This is a genomic window from Bordetella petrii (assembly GCF_000067205.1).
Classification (GTDB): domain Bacteria; phylum Pseudomonadota; class Gammaproteobacteria; order Burkholderiales; family Burkholderiaceae_B; genus Bordetella_A; species Bordetella_A petrii.
Genome location: NC_010170.1, coordinates 1,057,962 through 1,075,605 on the forward strand (window position 1 = coordinate 1,057,962; position 17,644 = coordinate 1,075,605).

At 66.5% G+C, this 17,644-nt stretch carries 22 protein-coding genes; all 22 read left to right on the forward strand.

Features of this window, described 5'->3' with window-relative positions; translation table 11 throughout:
- The first annotated feature begins 1 nt into the window (after window position 1).
- Window positions 2-1,393: a phage terminase large subunit gene (terL, locus tag BPET_RS04940; protein ID WP_012247988.1), complete on the forward strand. Its 1,392-nt coding sequence runs from the start codon at window positions 2-4 to the stop codon at window positions 1,391-1,393.
- A 2-nt stretch (window positions 1,394-1,395) separates the two neighbouring features.
- On the forward strand, window positions 1,396-2,676 hold the full coding sequence (locus tag BPET_RS04945; protein ID WP_012247989.1) for a phage portal protein: 1,281 nt from the start codon (window positions 1,396-1,398) through the stop codon (window positions 2,674-2,676).
- Window positions 2,612-3,451 carry a phage head morphogenesis protein gene (locus BPET_RS04950; protein ID WP_012247990.1) on the forward strand — a complete coding sequence of 280 codons (840 nt, stop codon included), beginning with the start codon at window positions 2,612-2,614 and terminating at the stop codon, window positions 3,449-3,451. The genes BPET_RS04945 and BPET_RS04950 overlap by 65 nt, the downstream gene beginning before the upstream one ends.
- Window positions 3,452-3,461: 10 nt before the next feature.
- A complete protein-coding gene (locus BPET_RS04955) occupies window positions 3,462-4,544 on the forward strand; it encodes a DUF2213 domain-containing protein (RefSeq protein ID WP_012247991.1) in 1,083 nt (360 codons plus the stop codon).
- Between the two features lie 9 nt (window positions 4,545-4,553).
- Complete coding sequence (locus BPET_RS04960; RefSeq protein ID WP_012247992.1) at window positions 4,554-5,006, forward strand: structural cement protein Gp24; 453 nt, start codon at window positions 4,554-4,556, stop codon at window positions 5,004-5,006.
- A gap of 78 nt (window positions 5,007-5,084) precedes the next feature.
- Window positions 5,085-6,035, forward strand: a complete 951-nt coding sequence (locus BPET_RS04965) for a DUF2184 domain-containing protein (protein ID WP_231852655.1) — start codon at window positions 5,085-5,087, stop codon at window positions 6,033-6,035.
- A 1-nt stretch (window position 6,036) separates the two neighbouring features.
- Entirely contained in the window at window positions 6,037-6,372 is a 336-nt protein-coding gene (locus BPET_RS04970; RefSeq protein WP_012247994.1) for a hypothetical protein, read from the forward strand.
- A 2-nt stretch (window positions 6,373-6,374) separates the two neighbouring features.
- Complete coding sequence (locus tag BPET_RS04975) at window positions 6,375-6,755, forward strand: DUF4054 domain-containing protein (RefSeq protein ID WP_012247995.1); 381 nt, start codon at window positions 6,375-6,377, stop codon at window positions 6,753-6,755.
- The gene (locus BPET_RS04980) at window positions 6,742-7,200 is read left to right on the forward strand and encodes a hypothetical protein (protein WP_012247996.1); all 459 of its coding nucleotides are present in this window, start codon (window positions 6,742-6,744) and stop codon (window positions 7,198-7,200) included. The genes BPET_RS04975 and BPET_RS04980 overlap by 14 nt, the downstream gene beginning before the upstream one ends.
- Window positions 7,200-7,556: a hypothetical protein gene (locus BPET_RS04985; protein WP_012247997.1), complete on the forward strand. Its 357-nt coding sequence runs from the start codon at window positions 7,200-7,202 to the stop codon at window positions 7,554-7,556. The genes BPET_RS04980 and BPET_RS04985 overlap by 1 nt, the downstream gene beginning before the upstream one ends.
- A gap of 154 nt (window positions 7,557-7,710) precedes the next feature.
- A complete protein-coding gene (locus BPET_RS04990) occupies window positions 7,711-8,226 on the forward strand; it encodes a phage neck terminator protein (RefSeq protein ID WP_012247998.1) in 516 nt (171 codons plus the stop codon).
- A gap of 57 nt (window positions 8,227-8,283) precedes the next feature.
- Window positions 8,284-9,648 carry a DUF3383 domain-containing protein gene (locus BPET_RS04995; protein WP_012247999.1) on the forward strand — a complete coding sequence of 455 codons (1,365 nt, stop codon included), beginning with the start codon at window positions 8,284-8,286 and terminating at the stop codon, window positions 9,646-9,648.
- Between the two features lie 11 nt (window positions 9,649-9,659).
- On the forward strand, window positions 9,660-10,085 hold the full coding sequence (locus tag BPET_RS05000; RefSeq protein WP_012248000.1) for a phage structural protein: 426 nt from the start codon (window positions 9,660-9,662) through the stop codon (window positions 10,083-10,085).
- Window positions 10,085-10,564, forward strand: coding sequence for a phage tail assembly chaperone (locus BPET_RS05005; protein WP_012248001.1), 480 nt, complete (start codon window positions 10,085-10,087; stop codon window positions 10,562-10,564). The genes BPET_RS05000 and BPET_RS05005 overlap by 1 nt, the downstream gene beginning before the upstream one ends.
- A gap of 149 nt (window positions 10,565-10,713) precedes the next feature.
- Window positions 10,714-12,576 carry a tape measure protein gene (locus tag BPET_RS05010; RefSeq protein WP_012248002.1) on the forward strand — a complete coding sequence of 621 codons (1,863 nt, stop codon included), beginning with the start codon at window positions 10,714-10,716 and terminating at the stop codon, window positions 12,574-12,576.
- The gene (locus tag BPET_RS05015; RefSeq protein ID WP_012248003.1) at window positions 12,573-13,130 is read left to right on the forward strand and encodes a phage baseplate protein; all 558 of its coding nucleotides are present in this window, start codon (window positions 12,573-12,575) and stop codon (window positions 13,128-13,130) included. The genes BPET_RS05010 and BPET_RS05015 overlap by 4 nt, the downstream gene beginning before the upstream one ends.
- Window positions 13,127-13,459 (forward strand): phage baseplate plug family protein, encoded by a 333-nt coding sequence (locus BPET_RS05020; protein ID WP_012248004.1) that lies wholly within the window; start codon window positions 13,127-13,129, stop codon window positions 13,457-13,459. The genes BPET_RS05015 and BPET_RS05020 overlap by 4 nt, the downstream gene beginning before the upstream one ends.
- The gene (locus BPET_RS05025; protein ID WP_012248005.1) at window positions 13,446-14,360 is read left to right on the forward strand and encodes a phage protein; all 915 of its coding nucleotides are present in this window, start codon (window positions 13,446-13,448) and stop codon (window positions 14,358-14,360) included. The genes BPET_RS05020 and BPET_RS05025 overlap by 14 nt, the downstream gene beginning before the upstream one ends.
- Complete coding sequence (locus BPET_RS05030; protein WP_012248006.1) at window positions 14,357-15,049, forward strand: Gp138 family membrane-puncturing spike protein; 693 nt, start codon at window positions 14,357-14,359, stop codon at window positions 15,047-15,049. Before BPET_RS05025 ends, BPET_RS05030 begins: the two co-directional genes overlap by 4 nt.
- Window positions 15,046-15,405: a hypothetical protein gene (locus BPET_RS05035; RefSeq protein ID WP_012248007.1), complete on the forward strand. Its 360-nt coding sequence runs from the start codon at window positions 15,046-15,048 to the stop codon at window positions 15,403-15,405. Before BPET_RS05030 ends, BPET_RS05035 begins: the two co-directional genes overlap by 4 nt.
- A 22-nt stretch (window positions 15,406-15,427) precedes the next feature.
- Window positions 15,428-16,879 (forward strand): baseplate J/gp47 family protein, encoded by a 1,452-nt coding sequence (locus tag BPET_RS05040; protein WP_012248008.1) that lies wholly within the window; start codon window positions 15,428-15,430, stop codon window positions 16,877-16,879.
- Entirely contained in the window at window positions 16,879-17,634 is a 756-nt protein-coding gene (locus BPET_RS05045) for a DUF2612 domain-containing protein (protein WP_012248009.1), read from the forward strand. The genes BPET_RS05040 and BPET_RS05045 overlap by 1 nt, the downstream gene beginning before the upstream one ends.
- Window positions 17,635-17,644: the final 10 nt, after the last annotated feature.

The window sequence follows — 17,644 nt, forward strand, 5'->3', positions numbered from 1 at the left end:
CATGCGCGAATTCACCGCGGCCGAACGGTTGGCCGCGGCTGAACTGGCGCGCGCCGACCTGTACTTCTACACGCGCTGGATGTTCTACCAGCGCCGGCGGTTCCCGTGGAAGCGGGCACGCCAGCACAGGATCCTCTGCGATGCCCTGATGCGGGTGTTCCGGGGCGAATGCCGGCGCCTGGTGGTGAACATGCCGCCGCGGTATTCGAAGACCGAGATAGCCGTCCAGAATTTCATATCCTGGGCGCTGGGCCACTACCCGGACGCCGAATTCATCCACACGTCCTATGGCGCCAAGTTGGCAGCCAAGAACTCGCTGCAGACCCGGGACATCCTGGACCACCCCGCCTACCAGGAAATCTTCGCGGACACGCGCCTGCATCCATCCTCGATGGCGCGCGACGACTGGAAGACCACGGCCGGCGGCGTCATGTACGCCACAGGCTCCGAGGGCGCTATCACCGGCTTCGGCGCCGGCAAACAGCGCGACGGCTTCGGCGGGGCCATCGTCATCGACGACCCGCACAAGCCCGACGAGGCCGAAAGCGACACGATTCGGGAAGGCGTGATCGAGTGGTTCCAGAACACTCTGGAGTCGCGGACGAACACGCCCGATACGCCGATCATCGTCATCATGCAGCGCCTGCACCAGAACGATCTGGCGGGCTGGCTGCTGGATGGCGGCAACGGCGAGGCCTGGGAGCATGTCTGCATCCCGGCGCGCAACGAGGACGGCACGCCGCTATGGCCGGAAAAGCACAGCGCGGCCGACCTGGACCGCATGGAGGCGGCGAACCCCTACGTTTTCGCCGGCCAGTATATGCAGCGGCCCAGCCCGCGCGACGGCGGCGTGTTCAAGCCCGGCCGCATCGAGATTGTCGACGCGCTGCCGGCAGGCCTCGAGCTGCACCGCGGCTGGGACCTGGCCGCGTCGAAAGGCAAGGGCGACTGGACTGTCGGTGCGAAGCTGGGCAGGGACAAGGACGGCATTCTGTGGATCGCCGACATCCAGCGCGAGCGCGGCAGCCCTGACGACGTCGAGCGCCTGCTGGTCAACACGGCCAAGGCCGACCGCGTGAAGGTGCTGCAGTCGATTCCCCAGGATCCTGGCCAGGCTGGCAAGGCCCAGGCTGCTTACCTGGGAAAGAAGCTGAGCGGCACGCGCTTCGTGTTCACGCCAGAGTCTGGCGACAAGGCCACGCGGGCGGCGCCGTTCGCCTCCCAGGTCAACGTGGGCAACGTGCGCATGCTGCGCGCGCCCTGGAATGAAGCCTTGAAGGCCGAGCTGGCCATGTTCCCCAACGGCACCTTCGACGACCAGGTCGACGCCCTGGCCCGAGCCTTCAACAGCATGGGCGACAACCTATCGCGCTTTGCGGCGCTGGCGAGTTGAATATGAGTTTTCACACGGACGGCTACGAGTCGGCGCTGCTCGGGCACCGCCGGCTCCAGGCCGGCCAGGATGCGCCGCTGACCGAGCTGCAGCTGTACGCCAGCGGTGGCATTTTCGGCCGCGTGGTCGATGCGCCGGCCGACGACGCCGTGGCGCGCGGCGTCACCATCGACGGCGACGACGGACGCATCGCGGCCGAGCTGGACCGTCTGAAAGTGCTGCCGGCGCTGGCCGACGGCATCCGCTGGGCGCGCCTGACCGGTGGCGCCGTACTGATGCCGATTACCGACGACAGCGCGCGCCTGGACACGCCCCTGAATGTGGAGCGGCTGCACCAGATTCAGGAATTCCGGGTTTTCGACCTGACGGACGTCGATGCGCCGGAGCGCCGCTACCGCGACCCGCGCAAGGCCAATTACGGCATGCCCGAGGTCTACCGGGTGCGTAGCATGGCGCCGGATGACGGCACCGCGGTCTTCTACGTGCACGAAACGCGGCTTATACCGATTCCCGGCGATCCGCTGCCGCGCCGGCTGGCAACGCTGAAGGGCGTGCCGTGGGCCGGCCGCACTGCGGTCGAGCGTACCTATCGAGCCATTTGCCGCTACCAGGAGGCCCTGGTGCTGGCCCTGAAGGTGCTGGAGCGCAAACAGCAGGGTGTCTATGGCATGAAGGGCCTGGCCGAGGCTATCTCCAACGATATGGAGGCTGCGGTACAGAAGCGCATCGATCTGGTGGACGCCGTACGCGGCCTGCTGAACACCGTGGCGATCGACAGCGAGGACGAATACGCCATCCACGACGCCAACGTGTCGGGTGTGCGCGACTTGGTGAACGAGTTCCAAGTGGGCGTGTCGGCGGAATGCGGCATGCCGGTCACCATCCTGTTCGGTCGGTCCCCGGCTGGCCAGAACGCCACGGGCGAGGCCGATTTCGACGGCTACTACGACCTGGTCGAGGGCGTGCAGAGCAACAAGGCCACTCCCGCACTCGAGCGCATCGTGTCGCTGATCCTGGCGCAGGAGACCTTCGCCAATCCGCCCGAGGACTGGTCCATCCGCTGGCCCGCCCTGTCCAGCCCCACGCCGAAGGAAGAAGCGGACGTGCGCGAGACGAACGCCAAGGCGGAGAAGGCCGAAATGGAGGCCCTCTCACTCGCCGTGGACAACGGCCTGGGCGAGGACGAGGCCCGGGCCTACATGACGGAGCACGGGAAGTATGGCCTCAAACCTGACACCGGCGGGCGCGCCGCGGCCACGAAGTACGCCACGGAAACCGCGTAAGTGGCGCTACCCGGCCGGGCAGGAAGCCGATTATGCCGCCGCGCTGGACCGGATCGCCCGACAGGCCACCGAGGCGGTGACCGAGCATGTCCTGCCGGCCCTGGGGCCAGCGCAGCGCGGCGACGACCTGAACAGTATTCCGGAGACGGAAGGCTGGTACGAGACGCTGCGCCAGGCCTTCCTGGCTGCCCTGGGCGCCGCTTCGGTTGACGACGAGGCCGTGAGCGGCCTGGTGGCGCTGGTGGCGCGGCGCGTGGAGCGCTTCAACGCCGAGCAGTTCCACCGGACGATTCGCCAGGCCTATGGCGTCGACGTCTTCAAGGCCGAGCCCGAGCTGCGCCAGCTGGCTGCCGTCTGGGAGGCCGAGAATATCAAGCTCATCAGGTCCATCCCGGCGCAGTACCTGGACAGCTTGCACGGCAAGGTGGTGGCCGCCGTCCAGAAGGGCACCAGCCTGCGGGACCTGACCGCGCAGGTGCGCCAGACCTACAAGGTGCCGCGCAATCGCGCCGAGCTGATCGCCCGCGACCAGGTCGGCAAGCTCAATGGCCAGTTGACCGCCTACCGGCAGCAGAACATCGGCGTCGCGGAATACCGGTGGCGCGGCGTCTTGGACGAGCGCGAGCGTGATGAGCACGTGGCGCGCGAGGGCCATGTGTTTCGCTGGGACAAACCACCCGAGGACGGCCATCCCGGGCAGCCGATTCGCTGCCGGTGCTGGGCCGAGGCGGTGCTGCCGCTCTTCGACGATCTGGACGCCGCAATCGTCCACTGAGGAATTTTCCATGGTTATGCGATTCGACCGCGTGCCTTTCAAGGCCACGCGCACCGACGAGGGCTACATCAAGGACACGCCGGTGCTCACGCGTTCCGGCGTCTTCGTCTACGTGGACAGCCAGGGGCGCGAGCGCCGCGAATACCGGCCTCCCGAAGAGGTGTTCAACGCCGATTCCCTGGCCAGCCTGAAGGGTGTGCCGGTGACCGACGTGCACCCCGGCGAGGTGACCGCCACCAACGTCAAGCAGCACATGATCGGCACCGTGTTGTCCGAAGGCCGCAAGGACGGCGACCAGGACATGGTCGGCGACATTGTGATCTACGACACCGGGCCGGTAGACGACGGCGGAAAGAAGGAGCTGTCTTGCGGATACAAGCTGCAGCTCGACGAAACCCCGGGTGTGTCGCCGGCAGGCGAGCGGTACGACGCCGTCCAGCGAAACATCCGATACAACCACCTGGCGGTGGTCAAACGCGGCCGCGCGGGCAATGCGCGGCTCAACCTGGACGCGGCAGACGCCGTAACGAAAACCGAAGAGGACAATGACATGAGTATGGTCAAGATCCGCCTCGATTCCGGCCTGTCGTACGACGCGGCCCCGGAAGTGGCGAACGAACTGGAGCGCCTGCGCGCCGACGCGGCCGAGCTGCGCAAGAAGGTGGACGCCGAGTCCGCGCGCGCCGACACCGAGAAATCGCGTGCCGACAAAGCCGAAGGCGACATCAAGAAGGCGCGCGAGGATGCCCAGGCGTCCGCGCTGGCTCGCGTGAAGCTGGAAGCCGTCGCTACCGCCCACAAGGTCGACTTCAAGGCGGACACCGCCGACCGTGCGCTGCGCGAAGGCGTCATCAAGGCGATCCGCGGCGATGGCTTCGACCTGACCGGCAAGTCCGACGGCTACGTCGAGGCGGCCTTCGACCTGGCCGTGGCCGACAAGGCCGGCCGGCAGGACGCCGCCGCCGCCCAGCGGCAGGCCGCCACCGGACAGCCCGGCAAGCCGACCCCCGACATGAACCAGGACAGCGGCGACAAGCCCAAGTCGGCCGCCCAGGCGCGCGCCGCCATGATCGCCGCCCGCAACAAGGAATAAGGAGCTGACATGTACGAAGACTACATGCTGCCGGCATTTGCCGGCATGAAAGTGGATTCGGGCGACGACCGCGTCGAATCGTTCCCGGCCGCCGGCGACGTCGCCGTGGGTGTGGTGTGCGGCACCAATGCCAGCGGCCTGCTGGTCGCGGGCCCCGGCACCAAGGTGCGCGGCGTGTCGCTGCACACCGCCACGCTGCCCTACGACGCCTACAAATACGTCGAGGGCGACAGCGTGTCGACCATGACCCGCGGCCTGGTGTGGGTGCGGGTTACCGCCGCCGGCGCCGTGACCGAGGACGGTCCGGTGAAGTTCGCCGCCGACGGCACGGTGTCGGACGGCGGCGCCAACACCCTGAACAATGCGGTCTTCCGCAGCGGCATTGTGACCGGCCCGAACGGCCAGCAGATCGCCCGGGTGGAGTTGCACAATCCGTTCAGCGTGCCGCCCGCCGCGCCGTAAGCACGTCGCCGAACTCACCCATAGGGCCCGCCTTGAGCGGGCTTTTCTCATTTCCGCGAGGGAAAGATGGACAAACACATGCATTACGACGAGGCCGACCTGGCCGGCGTCCAGGCCTTTGCCCCGACCATGGGCGGCCTGCGCGAAGACGAGGGCATCTATGCCGCCCGGGAGCTCGACTACGTCAAGTCGCGCACCTACGACAAGAAGATGCCCCCCATGAAGGGCCTGCAGCTGGTTCCGCAGTCCAGCGAAGTGCCCGAATGGGCCGAAACCTACACCTACAAGGTATATGACCAGGTCGGCATGGCCAAGATCATCGCCAACTACGCCGACGACCTGCCGCGCGTGGACGTCTACGGCCAGGAAGTCACCGCCCGGATCAAGGATATCGGCGACTCCTACGGCTACAACGTGGGTGAACTGCGCGCCAGCACCGCCATGCGCACGTCGCTGCCGCAGCGCCGGGCCGCCGCGGCGCGCCGCGCCATCGAGGTCAAGCAGAACCAGATCGCCATGGTGGGCGACGCCCAGCACAAGCTCTACGGACTGACCAACCACCCGAACATCGGCATGACGACCGGGCTGAACGGCGACTGGGCCAACCCGGCGACCACGGCCGACCAGATTCTCGACGATCTGAATGCGCTGTACAACGCCGTGCGACTGCAGTCCAAGGGCGTGCACACGCCGAACGTGCTGGCGATTCCCAGCACGCAGCACGCGGCGCTGTATTCCAAGCGCCTGTCGGACTCCGGCGGCCTGACGGTGGGCGAGTTCTTCGTCAAGCAGCACCCTGGCCTGCGCATCGAGGAAGTGCCCGAGCTGTCCGACGCCGGCACCGGCGGCGTGTCGCTGGCGATCATGTACGAGCGCAGCGAAGAGAACCTGAGCATGGAAAACCCCATGCCGTTCAACCAGCTGGCCGCTCAGGCGCGCAATCTCGAGCTGGTCGTGCCTTGCCTGGCGCGCACCGGCGGCGTCGCGGTGTACTACCCGCTGGCGCTCACCAAGGCGGAGGGCATCTGATATGGAAAAGCACGTCAAGAACCTGGCGGCTTTCGCCATCGTCACCGCCGCCGGCGAGGTCATCCCGCCCCTGCAGACCTCCAAGGCGCCCATCGACATCACCAAGCGCGACACCGCAGCGCTGATCAAGCGCGGGACGCTCGAGGTCGTGGGCGCCAAGGCTGGCAACAAGACCGCCGCCGGCGAGGGCGACGCGCCGCTCGACCCGGCCACCATGAAGGCCGCGCAGCTCAAGGCCGAGCTGGACCAGCTGGGCGTCGAGTACGCCGGCAATGCCAGCACCGAGGTGCTGCGCGACCTGTACGTCGCCAAGCTGGCCGAGCAGGCGGGGCAGTGACCATGGCCGCCACCGTCGAGCTACTGGACTTCCTGGCGCCGGCGGTGGCGGGCATGTCGGCCGAGGACAAGCAGAAGGCCCTGGACATCGCCGCCGACTACCGGCCGGCGTGCCTGCCCGAGGCCAAGCAGGATGAGGCACAGGCCTGGTACGCCGCCTGGCTTCTTTATGGGCGGCTGCAACAGCAGGCCGCCCAGGACAGCGGCGGCGTGGCGCCCGCCGGCGTGGTAAGCGAGAAAGAGGGTGATCTGTCGCGCACCTACGGGCGGGCGGCTGGCGCCGATGATCCGGCTGGCTTCTACGGCAACTACGATCGACTGGCCAGGCTGTGCCGTGCCGGAGCGATCATCGTCGGAACGAGGCGCCGCTATGGCTGCTGTTAAGACCATCGACCGCGGGCTGAATCGCCTCATGGTCCAGGCCCAGGCCCTGGATGGCGCCGGCGTGAAGTTCGGCATCCAGGCCGACGCAGGCGCGGATCCGGCCAGTGGCGTCGATCTCCTGGACATTGCGATCTACAACCACTACGGCACCGAGCATATCCCGGCGCGGCCTTTCATCGGTGACTTCGCCGAAAAGAATGGCAGGGTGCTGGGCCAGGCCATGGACCGCGTGGCCATGGCAGTGCAGGACGGCCGGCTGTCGGCGGACGCCGGGCTGGATCAGTTGGGCACCTTCGCCGAGCGCCACCAAAAGGCCCACGTACAGCAGTCCAGGGGCTGGGCCGTGCCGAATGCACCATCCACCGTCGCCAAGAAGGGCAGCGACGTGCCGCTGATCGACCAGGGCGTGCTGGTCAACGCCATTCGTTACGAAAAGGTGCGCTGATGGGCTTTCGCAGACCGCAGACTATCCGCCCGCGCGCCGAAGGCGGCTATGTGAAAGGCCGGTGGGTCGAGGGAGCCGACGCGGCGCCATACACCATCCAGGCCTCGGTGCAGCCGGCCCGCCTGTCCGACCACGACGTGCTGCAGCCGAACCCAGAGGGTCGGCGCATCACTGCGGCCGTGCGCATCTACACCACGGCCGTGCTGAATGTGGCCGGCCAGGACGATCAGAACGGCGACCGTCTGGTCTGGGACCGGGCGCCGCACCCGGGTGAGTACCTGGTGGTGGCCGTGTCGCCCTGGCAGTCGGGCGTCATTTCGCACTACCGCTATCTGGCGGTGCTGCAAAACGATTGACAGCCCGCAGAACCCTGGCAGCCTGGCCAGGCCCGACGGGGCAAAGCGTCGGGAAAGGACTACCCGCACCGGGCGGGGCATCCGGGCACCGGGAGGGCAGTGCCGAGTCGGCCGAGGCCGATAGACCCATCGGGACACACTTACCTGGAACACCATGGACGCGCAAAACGCCATCTTCGAGCTGGCCGAGCACGTGGCCGCAGACGTGCCAGTCATATTCCGTGACGGCAATGGCAAGCGGCCGGGCCGGCCCTACATCACGCTGAAGGTCACGCCGGCCGCCCGGTTGCCCGTGCACCTGGGCGCTGTCGACGACAGCGGCGGCCAGCAGGTGTCCGCGCACCGGGAAGCTGGCGTCGAACTGCAGTACTTCGGCGACGACGCCTTCCAGGCACTCGACGAAATCAGCCTGCGGCTGGGCTTTCCCAGCATCGTGGACTTCGCCAACGGTCTGGATCTGGCCGTCTTCGACGTCGGCGATGTCCAGGACATTCCGGTGCCGCGCGACAAGGCGCGCTTCGAGCCGCGGGCCGTCCTCGACTTGCGCGTGCGCTACACCGGAACCCAGATCGACACCGTCGGCACGCTGGAAGGCGTCGAGATCGGCGGCAGCCTGTCCGGCGGCATCACAGAGGTGCCGGCCATCGAAATTCCCGCCGCGGCGCCCTGACGCCGCCTGCCTTGCATCCGGCCGCCTTCGAGCGGCCTTTTCTTTGGAGCCACGACAATGGCGAATCTCGACCGGATCGTGAACGTTCAGATTTCCCTGAACACCACCGCGATCAAGGAACAAACCTTTTCCGATCTGCTGGTGCTGGCCGCCCATACGCTGTCGGTCAATCGCGTGCTGATCGTGACGCAGGCCGACGAGCTGCTCGAGTTGGGCCTGCCGACTACCGACCCGCTTTACATGGCGGTGCGCGACGCCTTCAAGCAGATTCCGACGCTCAATCGCATCTACGTGGGCCGCCGCCAGGTCGACGAGGCCAGCATCACCGTCACCGCGGCGGCCGAGGTGGATTATTCGATCACCTTGAACTGGCGCGATGCCCAGGGGGCCGTGCAGACCGCCACCGCCACCTATGCGGGCCTCGCGGCCGACGACACCAGCGACATCGCCACCGCGCTGGCTACCGCCATCAACAACACGGCGGCGCCGGTGACTGCCCTGGCCACCGGCGCCGCGGTGTCTGTGGATGCCGATGTGGCCGGGGCGGCGTTCGCGCTGGCGGTCGATGGCAACCTGGTCATCAACGCCAGCACGACGTCCGAGTCGCCTTCGGTGGCGCTCACCGAATGCCGCGCCGAAAATGGCGATTGGTACGGTGTGTCGCTGGCTTCGCGTGCCGAGGCCGATATCCTGGACGCCGCGGAATGGGTGGAGGCCAATCAGAAACTGCAAGGGGTGGCCTCTGGTGATCCCGGCATCATCGATGCCGGCCTGAACACCGACCTGGCGTCCAAGCTGAAGGCCAAGAACTACTTCCGGACGGCTTGCTGGTATCACGCTCTGGCGGCGTCCGAGTGGCTGGATACGGCGGTGGCCGCCAACCGCTTCACCTTCTACCCGGGTGCCGAGACTTGGGCCAACGTGAAGCTGGCCGGCATCACCGCCGACAACCTGCGCGAGGGTCAGGCTCAGGCCGCATTCAACAAGAATGCCAATACCTTCGAGCCGTTTCGCAATTTCGCCATCACCCAGAGCGGCAAGGTGGCCGCCGGCGAATGGATCGACGTCATCCGCTTCCGCGACTGGCTGGCCGAGCAGATCAAGGTCGCTGTGGTGTCGGCCCTGATCAACGTGAAGGGCCAGTTGGGCAAGGTGCCTTACACCGACGGCGGCATCCAGATCGTCACCAACGCCATGCGCGGCGTGCTCGACCTGGGGGTGGCGCGCGGTGGCATCGCACCCGAGGAAGTCGACGAAGACGGCCGCAAGATTCCGTCTTACACGGTGACGGCGCCGCTGTCTGCGAACGTGCCGTTCAACGACAAGGCCAACCGCATCCTGCGCGACGTCTACTTCACCGCCCGTCTGGCCGGCGCCATCCACGCCGTCGAGATCAAGGGCAATCTGACCTACGAACTGTAATCGGAGCCGCCATGACGGTAAAAACCTACGACCCCGCCAAGGTCAATGTGACCTTCGGGGCCTCCCAGATCACCGGCTTCGCCGAAGATTCCCAGGTGAACATCGAGGAAATCGGCGACGGCATCACTTCGACGTCGGGCGCCGACGGCGAGGTGGCGCGTGCCATGTCATCGGACCGGCGCTGCCGGGTCACGTTGACGCTGCAGCAGACCAGCCGCAGCAACGACGTGCTGTCCGGCTACAACGAGGCCGACCGGCTGAGCGGCGGCGGCGGCGCGCTGCCCATGACGGTGCGCGACCTGCGTGGCACCACGCTGTTCACGGCGGTCGCGTGGGTCGTGAAAAAGCCGGCCTCCGGCTTCGGCAACGCCGTGGGCACCCGCGAATGGGTACTCGAAACCGGCCCTGCCGCTTACTTTGTCGGGGGTAACGACTGATGGCCCGGCCCCACGAGATCACCATCGGTGACACGAAGTTCTATATCCAGCGGTTCGACGCCTTCGAGGCCCTGGAAATCTTCGGTGACCTGCAGCGCGACATCCTGCCGGCCGCCGGCGGCGCCCTGGCGGCGGCCTTCGGTGCCGAGAATGGCCCGCGTGACGAGCAGGCCATGATCCAGGCCTTGCGGGAATTGTCGACCACGCTGGACGGCAAGACCCTCAAGGCGTGGGCCGACCGTCTCATCGTGCCCGACCTGGTCGCCTACGAGCTGCCGGATGCCCAACCCGCCAAACTGGACAAACGCGGCCGTGAGCTCGCCTTCCAGGACTTCACCGAGATCCTGGAACTGATGTTCCACGTCATCAAGTGGAACTGTGAAGGCCCTTTGGGGCGCTGGCTCGACCGTTTTGGCGCGGCCCGCGCACAGATGGCGAGCCTGTCGGCCAGTTTCGCGAAGACCTCGAGCGCGAGCTGATCATCTGGCGGCCGATCCTGGCCGGCCACGCGTCGCTGGCCGACGTCAAGGCTGGCCGGGTCGATCTGGTCGACCTGCTCAAGATCAACGCGCTGCTGGATGCGCAGGAGGCTGCCCAAGAGGCAGCCGCACGAAAGAAGGGGTAACCCATGGCTGTAGTCCGTGAACTGGTGACGCTGCTGCGTTACCAGGTCGATCAGTCTGGCCTGCGCGCCTACCAGCAGCGCGCCACGATGGTGGCCGACCGTCTGCGCCGCGGCATGCAGGTGGTGCGCGAGGCCGGCGTGGGCGCCATGCAGGGCGTGCGCCTGGGCGTCCAGGACGTCCTGCGCGACCAGCGCGCCCTGAATGCCGCCCAGCGCCAGAGCGTCGCAGAAACCAAGCAGATGGGCGACGGCTACAGCCGCGTGGGCGGCCTGATTCGTGGCGTACTGGCGGGGGTTTCGGCCCTGAGCGCTGCCCGGGTGGCGGACGAATGGGCCAGTGTGCGCGGACGCGTGAGCCTGGTGACGGATGGCATTGTCGAGCAAGAGCAAGCCCTGCGCAGCCTTTTCCAGATCGCACAGGACACGCGCCAGCAGTACGTTGCCACGGCGGACCTGTTCCAGTCGGTCCAGCGCAATCGGAAAGAGCTCGACCTTACGTTGGCCGACTCTCTGCAGCTGACGAAAGCCATCGGCCAGGCACTGACCATCGGCGGCGGCAGTACTTCTGCACAGCAAGCGGCACTGGTGCAGCTTGGCCAGGCCCTGGGCGCCGGCGCGCTGCGCGGCGACGAGCTGAATTCGATCATCGAGCAGTCGCCGCGGCTGGCGCAGGCCATCGCGGAGGCCTTCGACGTGCCGGTCGGCAAGCTGAAGGAGTTGGGCGAGCAGGGCAAGCTGGCCAGCAAGGAGCTGGCCAAGGGGCTGCTGAAGCAGTCCGAAAAGCTGGCGCGCGAATTCGACCGCATGCCCAAGACTTTCGGCGCCGCCTGGACGCTGATCGCCAACAAGTGGGGCCAGATCGTCGACTCCATGAACCGGGCGACCAGCGCCAGCGAGTTGTTTTTCGCAGTCACCAAGCGCCTTGTGGATAACCTGGGCGACATCGCCAAAGTGGGCGCGCTGGCGGCGCTGTCTTATGGCATCGTCCGGGTCACTCGCCTGCTGCGTACCATGCGCGTCGCCGCCTGGGCCTCGCTGGGGCCTTACCTGGCTATCGCCGCGGCGCTGGCCGCGATCTACCTCGTCGGCCAGGACATTTGGGTGTGGCTCCAGGGAGGCGACTCGATCCTGGGCACGCTGGTGGGCCGCGTAGAGGACTGGCAGTTCCAGCTCGACACGATTCTGATCGCCGCCAAGGAAATCTGGTGGGCGATAGAGGATATCGCCACGGCGCTGGCGAATAGCGCCGCGCAATCGCTTGGCTTGGGACGCGAGTTCACCGGCCTGGGCGATATCGCGCGGACTGTGTTCCAGGGCATCCTTGATGTCATCAAGTGGACATTGGGGATCATCCGGGATCTGCTGAAGGGGCTGGCAGCGATGCTGCGTGGCGACTGGGACGCGGCCGCCAAGCACATCGAGAGCGCGTTCACCGGCCTGATCAAGCCCCTGGTGTTCCTGGGCAGCAAGGCCGTCGAGATCATGCAGAACATCGGCAAAGCGATCCAGGTATGGGTCACCGACAAGCTGCATGCGGCCAAACGTGCGCTGGAGGCCCTCGTGCCCGCCGGCTGGTCGGATTCTGAGCAGGCCAAGCGTATGCAGGCTGTCAACTCCACGTTGCGGGAGTACTTGCCTGATTTCTTGTTTGGCAACGCCTACGGCGTGACGCCAGCCAGCGTGCAGCGCGTCGGTGCGGGCAGCAACGTCACCGTGCAAAACAATATCGGCGGCGTCACCGTGAATGCACCCAACACGAACCCGGCCAGCGTGGCCGCCGCGACGCAAAAGGGAGTGGGCGGCGCGCTGAACCGCTACGGCAACCCCTTCGGGTCTGAAGTTCCCATGGTCGAGGTCAGCCCATGAGCTACGTATCGCTGGTCTTCGGCCAGGGCTTCGCCCAGAGCAGCATCGGCGCCGTGACGCTGGATGCACTGCTGGGCGAGACCACCGAGCTGAACAGCCGTGCCACCGAGTACGTGGTGGAAGACGGCCCCCCGGTGACCGACCACATCGTGCAGGACTCCGAGCGCCTGCAACTGACTGGCTGGATCACCGCGGCTGACCTGACGCTGTTCGGCGCCCAGGGCCGCACGAAGCTGGTGTCGGCCAAGGCGGCGTTGCGCCGTATCCATGCGGAGCGGCTGCCGGTGGCCGTCGCCACCGGCATGGACGTATACGCCGACATGGCCATGGAAACCTGCAAGATCGAGCGCACGAACGAGGGCGACTTCTTCAGCGTGCAGTGCGGTTTTCGCAAGATTCGCAAAGTGGCGCTGCGCATGGCCGATATCCCGCCCGACAAGGTGTCGGCTGCGGCCAAGGGCAAGGCGGGGCAGACCAGGACCAACGCAGGCAAGGCCGACACGCCTGAGGCGACCCCCAAGCAACAGTCGGACTTGTTTCGGATCCTGAAATGATCACCATCCCCGTCATCGACGCCAACGACAGCCTGACCGAGGTTGAGCTGGAAGGGCGTACCTATTTCTTGCGGCTGTCCTGGAACAGCGAGGCCGAGTTGTGGGTGCTGGGGGTGGAAAACGCCAATAACGAGGTCATCATCGCCGGCATCGCCGTGGTGCCGGACACGCCGCTGCTCGCGCAGTACCGGCACCTGGCGTTGCCGCCCGGCGAGCTGGTGGCGCTCACGTCAGACGGTCGCAACACAATCAGCCGTGATGCGCTGCCGGCCGGCGACGTGTCGCTGGTCTACGCCACTGTCGAGGACATCGCCAATGCCGCGCTTTGATCGGGTCTACCGGCTGGTGGTGGGCAAGGCTGGCCAGCGCGGCATGGAGATCACCCAACCGCTGCGCATTACCTTCGAAATCGAGAAGACGACCAGCGAACAGCCGAACCCGCACAAGATCCGTATCTACAACCTGGCGGCCGACACCCGGCGCGCCATCGAAGAGCCGGACCTGCGCTGCGTGCTGTATGCAGGCTACGCCGAAGAGCATGGGCCCGTGCTGATGGCGGCAGGCGCCGTCACCTTCGCCTACACGGCTTTCGACGGTCCTGACGTGGTGACCGAGCTCGAGGTGCGCGACGGCTACGTGGAGATCCGCGACACTGCGGTATCTCTGGGCTATGGCCCCGGGGCCCGCGCTTCGGTCATCATCGGCGAGATCGCTCGCCAGATGGGGCTGCCGCTGGTGATGGAAGATGGCGCGCCCGATCGAACCTGGGCGCATGGCTTCTCGTTTTACGGCCCAGCGCGCCAGGCGCTGCACAAGGTGGCGGCCGGCGCAGGACTGGAGTGGTCTATCCAGAATCAGCAGCTGCAGGTGATCGCCAGGGGCGGCACGACGCGGCGCCAGGCGGTGGTGCTGGCCGCTGATTCCGGCCTGATCGGCTACCCGGAGCGCACGCGCGAGGGTGCCCGCGAGAAGGCGCGCGTCAAGGACCGCGATACCGGCGATGTGCGCGAGATCGTCAGCCAGCGCCAGCAGCGAGCAGGGTGGCGGGTGACCTCGTTGCTGTTGCCGACCATCAACCCGGGCGACCTGGTGAAGCTGGAAAGCCGCAGCGTCCAGGGCTTCTACCGCGCGGACGGCGTGCGTCACGTGGGTGACAGCGACGGCGGCGACTGGCAGACCCAGTTGGACCTGGTAGACCGCTACGCAGCCCGCAAGAAGGCCCGACCATGACCGATCCTGTAACCGACCTGCGCCGCCTCATCGCCGCCGAGCTGGCCGAGGTCCACACCACGCTGCCGGGCGTCGTCGTGGCCTACGACGGCAAGATGGCCGTGGTCCGACCGGCATTGCCCAAGCAACTGGCCAACGGCCAAGTCCTGCCGGCGCCGCAGATCGTCAGCGTGCCGGTGTGCTGGCCGGTGGGCGACGTGGCCGGCGCGCTGGCGCTGATCAGCGTTCCGCTGAAGGCCGGCGATCCTGTGGTGCTGCACTTTTCTGAGCGTGCCCTGGAATCCTGGCTGGCCGGCAGCGACGAGCCCCCCGACGATCCCCGGCAGTTCGACCTGACCGACTGCTTCGCCGCGCCAGTGATGCGGCCCGGCGCGGCGGCGGCCGACACCGAGAACCTCAGCATCCAGTACGGGCCGGGCACCGTGAAACTGTCGCCCGCCGGTGACCTGACCATGAACGTCAAGCGGTGGACCGTCAATATGGAACAGGGCACCTTCAACGGCCCGCTGCTGGTCAACGGCTTGCTGGCATACACGCAAGGCATGACTGGCGAGGGTGGGGAAGGCAGCACGATCAAGATCACCGGCGACGTCAAATTCGAAGGCGGTGGCATTTCCCACAACGGCAAGAATATCGGCGACAGCCACCGCCATCCCTACGATGGCGGCATCACGGACCCACCGCAATGAGCCTGGACCTACTACTGGCCGACGATCACGACCTGGCGCTGGCTGCCAGTGGCGACGCCCGCCTGGTCGATGGTGCCGAGCGCATCGCCCAGCAGATCAAGGTGACCCTGCAGACGTTCTTGGCCGAGTGGTTTCTGGATACTGATTTCGGCGTCCCGTATCTCGAGCAGGTGATGGTCAAGGCACCGCAGCGCGCCCAGCTCGAGGCGATTTTTCGGGCCCGCATTGCGGACGTGCCGGGCGTGCTGAGCGTGCGCCGGCTGGATCTGCAGGTCGAGCGCGCGCTGCGGCGGCTGAAAGTCGACTTCGAGGCCGAGACGGTCGAAGGCATCGTCCGGCTGCAGTTCACCCTGTAACACCCAATTTTCGAGGTTCCCTATGGCCTACGGCGTAACGCCGGACGGGTTCGTGCGCCCGCGCCTGCCCGAGATCCGGCAGGAGATTGTTGGCGACCTGGTGGCGCGCCTGAAGGCGGCTGGCTTCAGTGGTGACGTCCAGACGCGTCCTGACAGCATTTTTGGGTTGGTCATCGACACCTTCGCCGAGCGGGAGGCCGCGCTATGGGAACAGGCTGAGGGCGTCTACTACGCCATGTACCCGGGTTCGGCCACCGGAGTATCGCTGGACCGCGCTGTGTCGTTCACGGGCGTTACCCGCCTGGCCGACGAGAAATCGCGTGCCTACGTTGTGCTGTATGGCCAGCCTGGCACCGTGGTACCGGCCGGCGCCCAAATCAGCAACGTGCTGACCCAGACCCTCTGGGCGACGGTTGAAGATGCGGTGATTGCCACTGGCGGCGCGGCTGACGTCTCGCTGGTGCCGACTGTGGCGGATTCGACCACCTACACGGTGACGGTCGACGGCACAGCCTATGCGTACACGTCAGACGCCACGGCCAGCATTGCCGAGATTCTGTCCGGCCTCGTGGCGGCATTGAGCACCAGCGCCTACGCGGTGTCCAGCAACGGCGCCGCGGTGCGAATCCAGTCCGATGGCCGGCAGGACTTCACTGTTTCAGTATCGGCCAATATCGCCTTCGACCAGGTCGGCTCCCCGGCCCTGGTCGAAACTCTGACGGCGGTGGCGGAGGATGCGGCGCCCGGCACGCTGACCGGCATTGTCACGCGTGTCGATGGCTGGGATGCAGTCGACAACCTGCAGGCCTCGGCGCCGGGCCGGTTGGCCGAGAACGACGCCGAGTTGCGTGCGCGCTATCCGAGCGGCCTGTCTCGACTGGGCGCGGCGACGCTGCCCAGCATCGCGCCGAACGTGCGTGACAAGGTGGTGGGCGTGGCGGCGATCAAGGTCTACCAGAACGATTCCGATGTGGTGGACGCCTCGGGCCGCCCGCCTCACTCGCTGCACGTGGTCGTCGATGGCGGCCTGGACGATGAAATCGGGGACGCTATCTTCCGGACCAAGGCCGGCGGGATCGACACGTATGGCAGTGTGGTGGTGTCGGTCGAAGACGACGAGGGCGCCAATCACCTGATCCGCTTCGACCGGCCGGCGCCCGTTTATGTCTGGGTCAAAGCCAGCCTGACGCTGCTGCCAGCAAGCGAGCAGGAATTCCCGACTGATGGCTACGCCCGAGTGGCGGCCGCTATCCTGGCCACGGGCCAGGCCCACCAGATCAGCCAGGACGTGCTGCAGCAGCGCTTCTTCTGCGCGATCTACCAGACCCAGGGGATCGCCATGGTGGATCTGGTCTTTGCCCATTCCACTGATCCGGGCTTCGTTCCAACCCAGGGCGACTACAGCGCCGAGAACGTCCCGATCCAGGAATTCGAGGTTGCCAAGTTTGATGCTACCCGGGTCGAGGTGACGTGATGGACTTGAACCAAGACCATGGGCAGGTTGCCTGGGATCACTGGCTGTCGCAATTCGACGGCAAGCCACGCTTGCAGGCGCTGGTGAAGGCGTTGCTGAAGCCTGCCGAAGGTCTGCAAGGGGCGCTGCGCGACCTATACGACAAGCGCTGGCTGGATGCTGCCGAAGGCAAGCAACTCGACGGCATCGGCGAGATCGTAGGCCTGTCGCGGGTGCTGGACAATGCCGTATTCGTGGCCTTTTTCGGATTCGTGGGCCAGCCCAGTGTCGAGGGCTTCTCTCGGGCGCGCATCCGCCGGCGCTACGAGCGCACGGTGGCGGGCTCGACCACGCTGCCCGACTACGAATACCGCAAGCTGCTGTACTGGAAGATCGCCGTCAATAACGGGTACGGCACGACGCCCGAGATCATCGCGGCCATCAAGCCGATTTTCGATGTGACGCGTGTGGTGGTCCAGGATGCCGGCAACGCCAAGGTCCGCATCTGGATGAACCGCATCCCGAGCACGGCAGAGGCCTTGCTGAATGACCCGCATCGGTGGATTCCAGTGGCGGCCGGGGTGGGGATCAAAGTCATAACGGTGTCCAGCGACAAGCCGTTCGGATTTCTCAACCAAGGCTATTACGGCTTCGGGGTGGGCGTCATTTCCCATGACATCCGCAATGGCACGGGAGGCGGGTGCTTCACTGTCGCCAATGGCTATGCCCCCACCTATTTCGCCGGTAACTACAACGTTTCGACGCAGTGCTTCTGATGGCGTCGCT

Bases quoted from the DNA above. Each gene is read 5' to 3' on its own strand.
- terL (WP_012247988.1), top strand. From the start codon at position 2: ATGCGCGAATTCACCGCGGCCGAACGGTTGGCCGCGGCTGAACTGGCG.
- BPET_RS04945 (WP_012247989.1), top strand. From the start codon at position 1,396: ATGAGTTTTCACACGGACGGCTACGAGTCGGCGCTGCTCGGGCACCGC.
- BPET_RS04950 (WP_012247990.1), top strand. From the start codon at position 2,612: ATGGCCTCAAACCTGACACCGGCGGGCGCGCCGCGGCCACGAAGTACG.
- BPET_RS04955 (WP_012247991.1), top strand. From the start codon at position 3,462: ATGGTTATGCGATTCGACCGCGTGCCTTTCAAGGCCACGCGCACCGAC.
- BPET_RS04960 (WP_012247992.1), top strand. From the start codon at position 4,554: ATGTACGAAGACTACATGCTGCCGGCATTTGCCGGCATGAAAGTGGAT.
- BPET_RS04965 (WP_231852655.1), top strand. From the start codon at position 5,085: ATGCATTACGACGAGGCCGACCTGGCCGGCGTCCAGGCCTTTGCCCCG.
- BPET_RS04970 (WP_012247994.1), top strand. From the start codon at position 6,037: ATGGAAAAGCACGTCAAGAACCTGGCGGCTTTCGCCATCGTCACCGCC.
- BPET_RS04975 (WP_012247995.1), top strand. From the start codon at position 6,375: ATGGCCGCCACCGTCGAGCTACTGGACTTCCTGGCGCCGGCGGTGGCG.
- BPET_RS04980 (WP_012247996.1), top strand. From the start codon at position 6,742: ATGGCTGCTGTTAAGACCATCGACCGCGGGCTGAATCGCCTCATGGTC.
- BPET_RS04985 (WP_012247997.1), top strand. From the start codon at position 7,200: ATGGGCTTTCGCAGACCGCAGACTATCCGCCCGCGCGCCGAAGGCGGC.
- BPET_RS04990 (WP_012247998.1), top strand. From the start codon at position 7,711: ATGGACGCGCAAAACGCCATCTTCGAGCTGGCCGAGCACGTGGCCGCA.
- BPET_RS04995 (WP_012247999.1), top strand. From the start codon at position 8,284: ATGGCGAATCTCGACCGGATCGTGAACGTTCAGATTTCCCTGAACACC.
- BPET_RS05000 (WP_012248000.1), top strand. From the start codon at position 9,660: ATGACGGTAAAAACCTACGACCCCGCCAAGGTCAATGTGACCTTCGGG.
- BPET_RS05005 (WP_012248001.1), top strand. From the start codon at position 10,085: ATGGCCCGGCCCCACGAGATCACCATCGGTGACACGAAGTTCTATATC.
- BPET_RS05010 (WP_012248002.1), top strand. From the start codon at position 10,714: ATGGCTGTAGTCCGTGAACTGGTGACGCTGCTGCGTTACCAGGTCGAT.
- BPET_RS05015 (WP_012248003.1), top strand. From the start codon at position 12,573: ATGAGCTACGTATCGCTGGTCTTCGGCCAGGGCTTCGCCCAGAGCAGC.
- BPET_RS05020 (WP_012248004.1), top strand. From the start codon at position 13,127: ATGATCACCATCCCCGTCATCGACGCCAACGACAGCCTGACCGAGGTT.
- BPET_RS05025 (WP_012248005.1), top strand. From the start codon at position 13,446: ATGCCGCGCTTTGATCGGGTCTACCGGCTGGTGGTGGGCAAGGCTGGC.
- BPET_RS05030 (WP_012248006.1), top strand. From the start codon at position 14,357: ATGACCGATCCTGTAACCGACCTGCGCCGCCTCATCGCCGCCGAGCTG.
- BPET_RS05035 (WP_012248007.1), top strand. From the start codon at position 15,046: ATGAGCCTGGACCTACTACTGGCCGACGATCACGACCTGGCGCTGGCT.
- BPET_RS05040 (WP_012248008.1), top strand. From the start codon at position 15,428: ATGGCCTACGGCGTAACGCCGGACGGGTTCGTGCGCCCGCGCCTGCCC.
- BPET_RS05045 (WP_012248009.1), top strand. From the start codon at position 16,879: ATGGACTTGAACCAAGACCATGGGCAGGTTGCCTGGGATCACTGGCTG.